Annotated in this window: 11 protein-coding genes; 6 read left to right on the top strand and 5 right to left on the bottom strand. The window is 72.7% G+C overall.

The genetic code is table 11. The annotated features are described in order from the left end of the window. The first annotated feature begins 137 nt into the window (after positions 1–137). Together NI26_RS05255 and NI26_RS05250 are read left to right on the top strand one after the other, a co-directional pair. Complete coding sequence (locus NI26_RS05255) at positions 138–785, top strand: TetR/AcrR family transcriptional regulator (RefSeq protein WP_066653259.1); 648 nt, start codon at positions 138–140, stop codon at positions 783–785. Between the two features lie 124 nt (positions 786–909). After that, complete coding sequence (locus NI26_RS05250; protein ID WP_066653256.1) at positions 910–1,437, top strand: YbhB/YbcL family Raf kinase inhibitor-like protein; 528 nt, start codon at positions 910–912, stop codon at positions 1,435–1,437. Between the two features lie 81 nt (positions 1,438–1,518). Here the strand turns inward: NI26_RS05250 and NI26_RS05245 are convergent, their stop codons facing one another. After that, positions 1,519–3,792 (bottom strand): polyribonucleotide nucleotidyltransferase, encoded by a 2,274-nt coding sequence (locus tag NI26_RS05245; RefSeq protein WP_066653253.1) that lies wholly within the window; start codon positions 3,790–3,792, stop codon positions 1,519–1,521. A gap of 306 nt (positions 3,793–4,098) precedes the next feature. On the opposite strand from NI26_RS05245, the gene NI26_RS05240 reads away from it, so the two are divergent. Further along, on the top strand, positions 4,099–5,310 hold the full coding sequence (locus NI26_RS05240; RefSeq protein ID WP_144411258.1) for a coiled-coil domain-containing protein: 1,212 nt from the start codon (positions 4,099–4,101) through the stop codon (positions 5,308–5,310). Between the two features lie 27 nt (positions 5,311–5,337). On the opposite strand, the gene NI26_RS05235 is transcribed toward NI26_RS05240, so the two are convergent. The 3 genes from NI26_RS05235 to NI26_RS16800 all read right to left on the bottom strand — a co-directional run bounded on the left by NI26_RS05235 (position 5,338) and on the right by NI26_RS16800 (position 6,929). Then, complete coding sequence (locus tag NI26_RS05235) at positions 5,338–5,958, bottom strand: CE1759 family FMN reductase (RefSeq protein WP_066653250.1); 621 nt, start codon at positions 5,956–5,958, stop codon at positions 5,338–5,340. Between the two features lie 154 nt (positions 5,959–6,112). After that, positions 6,113–6,382, bottom strand: coding sequence for a 30S ribosomal protein S15 (gene rpsO, locus NI26_RS05230; protein ID WP_058742593.1), 270 nt, complete (start codon positions 6,380–6,382; stop codon positions 6,113–6,115). Between the two features lie 100 nt (positions 6,383–6,482). Beyond that, the gene (locus NI26_RS16800; protein WP_066653249.1) at positions 6,483–6,929 is read right to left on the bottom strand and encodes a VanZ family protein; all 447 of its coding nucleotides are present in this window, start codon (positions 6,927–6,929) and stop codon (positions 6,483–6,485) included. 103 nt (positions 6,930–7,032) lie between these two features. Between NI26_RS16800 and NI26_RS05220 the strand changes: the two genes are divergently transcribed. The 3 genes from NI26_RS05220 to NI26_RS05210 all read left to right on the top strand — a co-directional run bounded on the left by NI26_RS05220 (position 7,033) and on the right by NI26_RS05210 (position 9,566). Beyond that, on the top strand, positions 7,033–8,133 hold the full coding sequence (locus NI26_RS05220; protein ID WP_081984748.1) for a glycoside hydrolase family 6 protein: 1,101 nt from the start codon (positions 7,033–7,035) through the stop codon (positions 8,131–8,133). A gap of 84 nt (positions 8,134–8,217) precedes the next feature. Next, positions 8,218–9,270, top strand: coding sequence for a M4 family metallopeptidase (locus NI26_RS05215; protein WP_066653246.1), 1,053 nt, complete (start codon positions 8,218–8,220; stop codon positions 9,268–9,270). Positions 9,271–9,287: 17 nt separating this feature from the next. Next, positions 9,288–9,566, top strand: a complete 279-nt coding sequence (locus tag NI26_RS05210) for a protealysin inhibitor emfourin (protein WP_066653244.1) — start codon at positions 9,288–9,290, stop codon at positions 9,564–9,566. Here the strand turns inward: NI26_RS05210 and NI26_RS05205 are convergent. Then, the gene (locus NI26_RS05205) at positions 9,556–11,802 is read right to left on the bottom strand and encodes a HelD family protein (RefSeq protein ID WP_066653241.1); all 2,247 of its coding nucleotides are present in this window, start codon (positions 11,800–11,802) and stop codon (positions 9,556–9,558) included. The genes NI26_RS05210 and NI26_RS05205 overlap by 11 nt on opposite strands. Positions 11,803–11,811: the final 9 nt, after the last annotated feature.

Raw genomic sequence — 11,811 nt, 5'->3', positions numbered from 1 at the left:
CTGTCCTCACTGTGGTACAGTCGTCACATCGGGTCGGAAGCCCCCCTAGATTCCGACCCGGTGGCTCGGGACATCAGTCCTGCGCGGCGGAGTCCCCCCACTCCCCCGCGGAGCCGATGAGTCCGAGGAGCAGCGCTGTGACGGTCGATTCCCCCCAACCGGCCGTCCAGCGTCTCCCCGGCCCGAGCACGAACCTCGCGTCGCCGGACGGGTCGAGCGTCCCCCCGGCTCCCCGCTCCGGCGGCGCGAAGGTCCGCATCCTCGAGACCGCGTCGAGACTCTTCTACGAAGAGGGCATCCGCGGCGTCGGCGTCGACCGCCTGATCTCCGAGGCGAGCGTCACGAAGGCGACGTTCTACAAGCACTACGGGTCGAAGGACAACCTGATCCTGGCCTACATCCGGGCGCAGGACGAGCGGGTGCAGCAGGCCTTCGCGCGCCTGGTCGAGGAGGCAGCCTCCCCGGTCGAGGCCGTCCGCGCCTGGGTCTCCGCCGTCTCGGACGACGTCGGCCGACCGGACTTCCGCGGCTGCGCCTTCCTCAACGCCGCTGCCGAGTACCACGATCCCCGCGACCCGGTCCGCCAGGTCGTCGCCGCGCACCGCGACTGGTACACGGAACAGCTCTTCGCGCTGCTGCAGCGCGCCGGACACCCGATGCCGGGCGACGGCGCCGACGAGCTCATGCTCGCGCGCGACGGCGTCATGGCCGGTGCGTACGCCGGCGACGCCATCGCGGCCACCGCCGCGCTCGGGCGGGTCGTCGAGCGCGTCATCACGCGCTGACCACGACGGGCGCGTCCGACGCCTCCCGGGTGGGCAGCGGACGGACGGGAGGCACGTGGCGGCGCCGTCCCGCGCCTCCCGTCCGTCCCATCCACGGGACAGGACGCGGGTGTTGGCTGGACGCATGGCCAACGACCCCAACTGGAACCTCCCCGAGGTCCCCTCGTTCACCCTGACCAGCCCCGACTTCAGCGACGGTGGCGCACTGCCCGACTGGGCACGCGGCTCCGACGCCGGTGGTGAGGACCGCTCCCCCGCGCTCGAGTGGTCCGGCGCCCCCGACGGCACGCAGAGCTACGTGCTCACCGTGTACGACCCCGACGCGCCGACCGGCTCGGGCTTCTGGCACTGGAGCCTGACGGACGTCCCGGCCTCGACCACGTCGCTCCCGCAGGGCGCCGGCACCGACGACGCGCTGCTGCCCGCCGAGGCGCTGCGGCGTCGCAACGAGTACGGCACGGACACCTTCCTCGGTGCCGCCCCGCCCGCCGGCCACGGTCCGCACCGCTACGTCTTCACCGTCAGCGCCCTCGACGTGCCGGTGCTCGAGGCCCCCGCCGACGCCACGCCGGCGGTCGTCGGCTTCCTGCTCCGCGAGCACCTGCTCGGCCGCGCGCAGCTCACCGGCACGCAGGAGACCCCCGCTTCCTGACGCCGCCCGGGACACGGCGACGGCCGCCGCTCCAGCAGGAGCGGCGGCCGTCGTCGTGTCAGCAGCGCGAGGCGCGAGGGATCAACCCTCGGCGTTGTCCTCGGTGTGCTTCTCGTGGCCCTCGCGGCCCTCGGTGTCCACCTCGTCGGCGACGACCGGCGCGAGCGAGAGCTTGCCGCGGTCGTCCACCTTGGTGACCTCGACCAAGACCTTCTGGCCGACGCCGAGCACGTCCTCGACGTTCTCCACGCGCTTGCCACCGGCGAGCTTGCGGACCTCGGAGACGTGGAGCAGACCGTCGCGGCCCGGGAGCAGCGACACGAAGGCACCGAACGTCGCGATCTTGACGACCGTGCCGAGGAACTGGTCCCCGATCTCCGGGTTCGTCGGGTTCGCGATGGCGTTGACCTGCGCACGGGCGGCCTCGGCCGACGGGCCGTCGACGGCGCCGATGTAGACCGTGCCGTCGTCCTCGATCGAGATGTCGGCGCCGGTCTCGTCCTGGATCCCGTTGATCGTCTTGCCCTTCGGGCCGATCAGCTCGCCGATCTTGTCGACGGGGATCTGCACCGAGATGACGCGCGGAGCGGTGTCCGCCATCTCGTCGGGGGCGTCGATCGCCTCGGTGAGCACACCGAGGATGGCCGAGCGGGCCTCCTTGGCCTGCTTCAGCGCGGCGTCGAGGACCGACGACGGGATGCCGTCGAGCTTCGTGTCGAGCTGGATGGCGGTGACGAACTCGGAGGTACCGGCGACCTTGAAGTCCATGTCGCCGAGGGCGTCCTCGGCACCGAGGATGTCGGTCAGCGCCGCGTAGCGGGTCTGGCCGTCGACGGTGTCGGAGACGAGGCCCATCGCGATGCCCGCGACCGGCGCGCGCAGCGGCACACCGGCGTTGAGGAGCGACAGGGTCGAGGCGCAGACGGAGCCCATCGACGTCGAACCGTTGGAGCCGAGGGCCTCGGACACCTGACGGATGGCGTAGGGGAACTCCTCGCGCGACGGCAGCACCGGCACGAGGGCGCGCTCGGCGAGGAAGCCGTGCCCGATCTCGCGACGCTTCGGCGAACCGACGCGACCGGTCTCACCCGTCGAGTACGGCGGGAAGTTGTAGTGGTGCAGGTAGCGCTTCTTCGTGACGGGCGACAGCGAGTCGATCTGCTGCTCCATCTTGAGCATGTTCAGCGTGGTGACGCCGAGGATCTGCGTCTCGCCGCGCTGGAAGATCGCCGAGCCGTGGACGCGCGGGATCACGGCGACCTCGGCGTCGAGCGGACGGATGTCGGCGAGGCCGCGACCGTCCATGCGGACCTGCTCGGTCAGGATGCGGCCGCGGACGACCTTCTTCGTGACCGACTTGTACGCTCCGCTGACCTGGCCGTTGGCGGACTCGGGGAGCTCCCCGGCCTCGACCTTGGCGGCGACGGCCTCCTTGACGCGGGCCTTCAGGGCGTCGTCCTTGTCCTGACGCTCGAGCTTGCCGGCGATCTGGTAGACGTCCTTGAGCTCGTCGAGGGCGAGGGCCTCGACGGCGGAGTAGACCTCGGGGGCGTACGGCGGGAAGACCGGGTAGTCCTGGATCTCCTTGGCCGACTGTGCGGCCATCTTCGCCTGCGCCTCGACGAGGACCTTGAGGAACGGCTTGGCCGCCTCGAGGCCCTGCGCGACGATCGCCTCGTCGGGCTTGGTGGCGCCGCCCTGGATGAGGCCCCAGGCGTGCTCGGTCGCCTCCGCCTCGACCATCATGATCGCGACGTCCTCGTTGCCCTGGTCGTCGGTGACGACACGGCCGGCGACGGTGAGGTCGAAGACCGCTTCCTCGAGCTGCGAGGCCTTCGGGAACGCGACCCACTGGTCACCGATGAGCGCGAGGCGCACACCGGCGATCGGGCCGGAGAACGGCAGACCGGAGATCTGCGTCGACGCGGACGCCGCGTTGATCGCGAGCGCGTCGTAGAACTCGTCCGGCGCGATGCTCAGGACGGTGATGACGATCTGGACCTCGTTGCGCAGGCCGTCGACGAACGACGGGCGCAGCGGCCGGTCGATGAGACGGCAGACGAGGATCGCCTCGGTGCTCGGACGGCCTTCGCGACGGAAGAACGAACCGGGGATCTTGCCGGCGGCGTACGAGCGCTCCTCGACGTCGACCGTCAGCGGGAAGAAGTCGAAGCCCTCACGCGGGTGCTTGCCGGCGCTGGTGGCCGAGAGGAGCATGGTCTCCTCGTCGAGGTACGCGGCGACCGCGCCCTGGGCCTGCTGTGCGAGGCGGCCGGTCTCGAACCGGACGACGCGCTTGCCGAACTTGCCGTTGTCGATGACGGCTTCGGCGAACTTGATCTCGGGACCCTCCAAAAGGGTGCCTCCTTGACGTGTTCGGCAGACCTGGGCGACGGCACTCGTGGTGCGTGCGCGCCGAGGGGTCGGGGCGCATGTCTGGCCAGCAGTAGAAGCACTCGGGACTCCGAACGGCCCGCGAGCCACCACCGATGACCAGCTCCGTGCCCGGTCTGCGCAGTGTTGTGTGCCAGCTCCGCGAGTGTGACGTCCGGAGCGTGACGTCCGGAGAACGGTCCCCGGACGATGAGGACTTTACCAGTCCTCAGGCACCCGGCGGGTGTTGCTCCTGGCGAACGGGCGTGTCCCCGGTAGCCTGCCGACATGCGCATCAGCCCTCCCCGGCGCGTGCTCGTCGCGGCCGCCGTGGTCGTGGGCGCGCTCGTCGCACCGGTCGTCACCGCCCTGCCCGCGAGCGCGTCGACGACGGAGTACCCCACGTGGCAGGACGTGCAGCGCGCGAAGGGGGACGAGCAGGCCGCGGCCGCAGAGGCGACGAAGGTGCAGGCGGCACTGCGGTCCGTGCAGGCCGACGCCGCGGCGAAGTCGCAGACCGCCCTCGACGCCTCCGAGGCCGCCGACCGTGCCGAGGCGGACCTCGCGTCGGCGACGCAGACCGCCACGGCGCTCCGGTCCCAGGCCGACACCGCCGAGCGCACCGCCACCCAGGCGCAGGACCGTGCGGGGCAGCTCGCCGCGACCCTGTACCGGGACGGCAGCCAGAACGCGATGACCACGCGCATCGCCACCACGGACGACCCGGACCAGCTGCTCTACCAGCTCGGCGCCGTCGACCAGCTCTCGAGCACGTGGGAGGGCGTCCTCGAGGACGCCTCGGTCGCCGGCCGCACGGCGGAGTCGCTGCACGACCAGGCCGAGCGTGCCGAGTCCGAGCGGAGCACCCTCGCCGCCGCCGCCGAGGAACGGTCCGCCACGGCCCGGACGGCCTCCGACGCCGCCGAGCGGGCCGTCGCCGACACCCAGCAGCACAGCGACGAGCTCTACGCGCAGCTGGCCACCCTGAAGGACACCACCGCCACGACCGAGCAGCGGTACGAGCTCGGCGTGCAGGTCGCCGCACAGAAGGCCGCGCAGCAGCGGGCGCGCGAGCGAGCCGCCGCAGCCCAGCGCGCGGCGGCGACAGCCGCCCCCTCGGCCCCGGCGCCGGTCGCGACCAGCGGCGGGACCGACACGTCCTACCCGAGCACGGGCGGCGTCACGGTCGACCCGGCCGGTGCGCAGGCGTACGCCCGCAGTGCGATCGGCGCCTACGGCTGGGGCGGAGACCAGTTCTCGTGCCTGGTCTCCCTCTGGAACCAGGAGTCGGGCTGGCGGGCCAACGCCCTCAACGCCTCGAGCGGTGCGTACGGCATCCCCCAGTCACTGCCCGCGAGCAAGATGGCGGTCGCCGGGGCGGACTGGCGGACGAACGCCGCCACCCAGGTCAACTGGGGGCTGGCGTACATCCACGACGCCTACGGCTCGCCCTGCGCGGCGTGGAACCACGAGATGAGCGTCAACCCGCACTGGTACTGACCGGCCGACACCGTCCGGTACCGCGGGTCAGTGGCCGAGGCCACCGAGCAGGGACGCGAAGTCGGTCGGCGCGGCGAGCGTCTCCTGCTGCGGCGTCCGCCGGGAGGCGCGGATCGCCCAGGCCAGGTCGACCCCGGCCCGGCGGATGCGTGCGTCCAGCGCGGCGGAGTCCGCCTCGCTCCCCCAGTCGTCGGTCGCGGCGAAGACACCGGTCGGTACGACGGCGGCGCGCAGGTACGCGAACACCGGGCGGAGGGCGTGGTCGATCGCGAGCGAGTGCCGTGCGGTGCCCCCGGTCGCCGCGAGCAGCACCGGCAGGTCGGTCACGCCGTCCTTGTCGAGCACGTCGAGGAACGACTTCGCCAGACCGCTCATCCCCGCGGTGAAGACCGGGGTGACGAAGACGAGCGCGTCTGCCTCGAGCACGGTGCGCTGAGCGGCGGCCAGGCCCGGTGCGGCGAACCCGGTGAGCATCGCGTCGACGATCTCGTGGGCGATCGGACGCAGCTCGACGTGACGGACGTCCACCGTGCCTCCCGGCTGGTCGGCCGAGACGGCGGTGACCGCGGACGCGGCGAGCCGATCCGCGAGCAGGCGGGTGGAGCTGGGCTCGGAGAGCCCGGCGGAGACGACGGCGATGGTGGTCATGACAGTTCCCGACTTTCGATGCGTTTGCATGAACATCGTACCGAACCGTGACCGGGGCGCAACCATTCCCGGTCGTGGCCGGCCGGGGACGAGGAACGCCCCGGTCCTCACGAGGAGGACCGGGGCGTTCGGTCACGCAGTGTCTGCGAGTCGACTAGCGACGCAGGCCGAGGCGCTCGATGAGCGCACGGTAGCGGCTGATGTCGACGTCGGAGAGGTACCCGAGGAGACGGCGACGCTGACCGACCATGAGCAGCAGACCACGACGCGAGTGGTGGTCGTGCTTGTGCTCCTTGAGGTGCTCGTTCAGGTCGTTGATGCGACGCGTCAGAACGGCGACCTGGACCTCGGGGGATCCGGTGTCGCCCGGGTGGGTCGCGTACTCTTCGATGATCTCCTGCTTGACCTTCGCGTCAAGTGCCATGGATGATCCCCTTCCTGTCCGTTGCGCGGTGCTCATGCCTGATGCATGGGCGCTCTTTGTCCGCGGCCGTTCGACGGCAACCGGACGAGACTACCAGAGATCAGGCAGGGCGGGCGCGCAGCCGCTGCCGTCGCGGCACCGGCAGCAGGCTCCGGACGAGCCCGACGAGGGTGGCACCGAGCAGCCCGCCGAGACCGTTCGACAGCACGTCCCGCGGATCCGCGACCCGGTACGGCAGGAAGCGGGCCTGCGCGAGCTCGATCCCGACCGACAGGACGACCGCGACCACGGCGCCCAGCAGCCACCAGCGACGCGGCAGCCACAGCGCCGCGATCATCCCGACGGGGACGAACATCCCGATGTTCGCGAGGAACTCGACCCGGTCGTAGGTGAACCAGGCACCGTGCGGCAGCTGCTGCAGCCAACCGATCACGTGCAGCACGAGCTCGTCCTGCGCATGCGTGAAGACCCGCGGCGTGAGGGTCATCCGCCAGATCACCCAGGCGTAGCCGGCGGTGAGGGCGAGCAGCAGGAGCTTCCGGAACATCCGGTCAGTATCGCTGCCGGCTCCTGGCAGCCGGCCGCGCCCCACCTGGGCGGACGCCGGGCCACCCTGGCACGACGCTGTGGCCTGCTGCCAGCATGGACGCATGCCGGAGCAGGGGACGCGCGGCCGCACCAGGGGCAGCGGACGACGACAGTGGGCGGTGCTCGCCGTCGGAGCGGTCGTCGCCGTGGCCGTGGGCGGGCTCGTCCTCTCCACGGTGTCGGGGTCCGATGACGGTCCGGACGGCACCGGCACCCCCGGCGCGACGACGACGAGGAGCAACGGTGTCGAGCCGGGCCGGGCGATCGCGGAGCGCGAGTCGGCCGCGGCCGCGTTCCCGGGCGGCCTGGCCCACCAGCCGGACCAGGACGGACAGGCTGCGCGCCGAGCCGCCGAGGCCCGGGCGGACGGCGAGCGCGCGACCGCCGAGCAGATCGACGTCATCGCGGACCAGCCCGTCGCGACCTGGCTGACGAACCCCTCCGAGTCCGTCACCCGACAGGTCGTCCGGCGGGTGGTCCGGGGCGCCGAGCAGCAGCACCGCACGCCCGTCTTCGTCCTCTACGCGATCCCGGACCGCGACTGCGGCAGCTACTCCGCCGGCGGCACCGCCGAGGACGCCTACCTGCCGTGGGTGCGGTCGGCCGTCCGGGCGATGGCCGGCTCGCACGCGGTCGTGCTCGTCGAACCGGACTCGATCGCGCAGATCCACGTCTGCGAGCGCCTCGGTCGGGAGCGCCTGCGACTGCTGGACCGCGCCGTGGACGAGCTCGCCGGACACGGGTTGACGGTGTACCTCGACGGCGGCAACGAGGACCGGGTCCCCGTCACCGAGATGGCACGGTGGCTGCGGGCGGCCGGGGTCGACCGGACGCAGGGCTTCGCGACGAACGTCTCGAACTTCTACCGGGTGGACACGGAACGCGCGTACGCCGACCGGTTGGCGGACGCGATCGGTGGCGACCCGCACTTCGTGATCGACGTCTCGCGGAACGGGCAGGGCTGGCGCGGCACCTGGTGCAACCCCGAGGGTGCGGGACTCGGACAGGCACCGCACGTCACCGCGGGGTCGACCCGGCTCGACGCCCTGCTCTGGGTGAAGACGCCCGGGCTCAGCGACGGCACCTGCAACGGCGGACCGGCGGCCGGGCAGTGGTGGGAGTCGTACGCCCTGGCGCTGGTGGAGCACCGCCAGCGCGACTGACCCGCCGGGCCCCCGCAGCCCCAGCCTGCCAGCCGCTCCGGACCGGGCAGCACCGTCGTCGGTCGTCGGTGGTTCCATGGCGCCATGACCGCCACCCGCCGCCACTCCGTCGTCCCGCCGTACCTGCTGCGCGCCGTCGCCGCCGCGTCGGAGCACCCCCGCGCGGCCTCGGCGGCACGGACCGCGCTCGCCGAGATGGACGTCGTCACCGCTCCGAAGCACGAGCACCGCGTCCGACCGCAGGGCATCAGCGGCTCGGTCGACCGCTCGCCGCAGCGCACCGTCACCGACGCGCGCGGCACGACCACCCTGCCCGGCACGGTCGTCCGGCGCGAGGGCGACCCCGACTCCGGTGACGCCGCGGTCGACGAGGCGTACGCCGGACTCGGCGCGACGCACGCGTTCTGGCTCGACGTGTTCGGCCGGGTGTCGATCGACGGCGCCGGGCTCCCCCTCGACGCCACGGTGCACTACGGGCAGGACTACGACAACGCCTACTGGGACGGGCGGCGCATGGTGTTCGGCGACGGGGACGACGAGGTGTTCCGGCGCTTCACGGTCGCGCTCGACGTCATCGGCCACGAGCTGGCCCACGGCGTGACCCAGTACACCGCCGACCTGACGTACCAGGGGCAGTCGGGCGCGCTGAACGAGTCGGTGAGCGACGTGTTCGGTTCGCTGGTCGCGCAGTACGCCGCCGGGCAGACCGCCGACCAGGCCACGTGGCTGATCGGCGAGGGGCTCTTCACCGACGCCGTGCACGGCGTGGCACTCCGGTCGATGCGGGCCCCGGGGACCGCGTACGACGACCCGGTGCTCGGGAAGGACCCGCAGCCGGCGACCATGGCCGACTACGTCGAGACCACCGAGGACTCCGGCGGCGTGCACCTGAACTCGGGCATCCCGAACCACGCGTTCTTCCTCGCCGCGACCACCATCGGCGGGTACGCGTGGGAGGGCGCGGGAGCCGTCTGGTGGGACGCCCTGACGTCGCCCGAGACCACCGAGGACATCGACTTCGCCGGCTTCGCACGGGTCACGGTCGACGCCGCCGCGGCACGCTTCGGGCAGGGCTCGACGGAGCACGCCGCGGTCGAGGACGCCTGGCGGAGCGTCGGCGTGCTCACCGGTCCGTGACGGCGTAGAACCGGAGCATGCAGATCGTCGTCCGCCGCAGTGGTGGGTTCGCCGGCCTCTCGCGGGGATGGCGGATCGACACCGACTCGTGCGACGACCCGGACGCCTGGGACGACCTGGTCGGCGCCCTCCCGCGCGAGGCCCCGGCGCGGCGGCGGCAGGCGGTGCCCGACGACTTCACGTGGACGGTGAGCGTCGCCCGCACCACCGTCACGATCCCCGGCAGCCAGCTCGACGGCGCGTGGGCGGCCCTCGTCGCGCGGGTGCGCGACGAGGGCGAGCCGATCAGTCGATGACGTCGACGACGACCAGCCGTCGCGTCGGTCGCGTCATCGCCACGTAGACCGCGGCCGCGGCGCGTGCCGCGTCGGCGCCGACCCGGTCGGGGTCGACCAACAGCACGCCGTCGAACTCGAGGCCCTTCGCGTCCGCCCCCGTCAAGACCGTCACCGACCCCGGTCGCGGCGAGCCGAGCCCCCGGACGTCGGCGTCGGTGCGGGCGAGCCGCTCGCGGACGGCGGTGAGCTCGGCCTCGGGCACGATGACGCCGATCGTGCCGGAGCCGATGCGCTCCCGCTCGGCGTCCACGTGCTCGGCGACCGTGTCGAGCAGCGCCGCCCGGGGCACGGACACGCGGTCGACCGGGTCGCCGTCGCGCACGGCCTCGGTGCGCGTGACCGCCAGTCCGGCGGCGTCGGCGAACGCACCCGCCGCCTGCACGATGGAGCGCGGCGTGCGGTAGTTGACCGTGAGCTCGGCGATCCGGTGGTCGAGCGGGACCACGGGCGCACGTCCGCGACGGCGGCGTGCGAGCGCACCGACGACGTCGTCCCACGTGCGTGCGGCGGCCGGCGAGGAACCCTGCGCCATGTCACCGACGATCGTGAACGACCGCAGCGGGTTCCGGCGGGCGAGGACCCGCCACTGCATCGGTGAGAGCTCCTGGGCCTCGTCGACGACGATGTGCCCGTAGGTCCACTCGCGGTCCTCGGCGGCGCGCTCGGCCGTCGTGCGGGGATCGCCGCCCTCGGCGAAGGACCCCGCGACCTGCTCGGCGGAGACGATGCCCTCGACGCCCATGTTCTCGATCGCCTGGCGGGCGTTCTCGATGTCGCGGTTGCGGCTGGCCTTGGCCGCGCGCTTCGCGGCACCGCCGGTCGGGTCGAACGGCCCGAGGAGCTCGGCGGCCTCGTCGAGGAGCGGGACGTCCTCGATCGTGAAGCCCGCGCCACGCGGTCGCCGGAGCAGTGCGCGGCGTGCGGGTGTCCAGTCCGGCGTGAGCGAGGCGAGCCAGTTCGGGCGCGCGTAGAGGTCCTCGAGGAACTTCTCCGGCGGCAGCGGCAGCCACGCGGTGTTGAGCAGGACACGGGCGTCGTACGAGCTGCGGATGTCCTCGCGCAGGACCTTCTCGTCGGCCTCGTCCACCGTCGTGCCGCGGGCGCGGAGCTGGTCGGCGAGCAGGCGGGTCATCGCGTCGAGGGCGATCTTGTTGAAGGTCACCCGGGCGACGTTGTGCGGCTTCCCGCGGTCCTGCGCCCGCTTGAGGGCGTCGGCGACGAGCTGCGGTGGCACCGTGAGCCGCTCCCCCTCGACGTCGAGCACGACCGACTCGGTCGGGACGACCTGGCGGGAGCGGACGGCACGGCGGAGCAGCGACGCCATCTGCGCCGAGCCCTTCACCGCGGCGACGTCCCCGTGGTCGTGCATCGTCGCGTGCACGCCCGGGTACAGCGACCCGAGCGAGGCCATCACCACGCCGGTCTCGCCGAGCGACGGCAGCACCTGCTCGATGTACGTCAGGAACGCCGGGGACGGCCCGACCATGAGCACGCCGGAGCCCCGGAGCCGGTCGCGGTGCGTGTAGAGCAGGTACGCGGCGCGGTGCAGCGCCACGGCGGTCTTGCCCGTACCGGGGCCGCCCTGCACGATGAGGACACCCTCGAGCGCGGAGCGGATGATGCGGTCCTGCTCGCCCTGGATCGTCGCGACGATGTCGGTCATCCGACCGGTGCGCTCGGCGGTGACCGCCGCGAGCAGCGCTCCCTCGCCCTGCAGGTGCGTGCGCTCGTCATCGTACAGCGTCGCGTCGAAGACCTCGTCCTCGACGTTCACGACCGTGCGACCCTCGAGCGTCAGGTGGCGGCGGGCGCGCATGCCCATCGGGTGCGCTGCGGTCGCCTGGTAGAAGGCGCTCGCACCGGGGACGCGCCAGTCGAGCAGGAGCGGTCGGTGCTCGACGTCGCGGAGGCCGACGCGGCCGATGTACCGGAACGTGTCGTCGGGCGACTCCGGCTCGGACACCTCGAGCCGACCGAAGACCAGGCGGTCGCCGACGCGGTCGAGCGTGGCGATCGTGTCCTCGTACAGGCGTGCGTAGGCGTCACGCTCGCTGCGGCTCTGGTGGTTGCCGCCGACCGCCTGGCGGCGGGTCTCGGCGAGACGCTGCTCGGCCTCGGCCGTCAGCTCGTCGAGACGGGTGAAGAGACCGTCGACGTAGCTACGTTCGCGGTCGGTCTCGGTCGGTTCGGACACACGCCACCC

Source organism: Curtobacterium sp. MR_MD2014, from assembly GCF_000772085.1.
GTDB lineage: Bacteria > Actinomycetota > Actinomycetes > Actinomycetales > Microbacteriaceae > Curtobacterium.
Note: the sequence above shows the minus strand (reverse complement) of the source record. Positions and strands in the feature narration are given on the sequence as shown.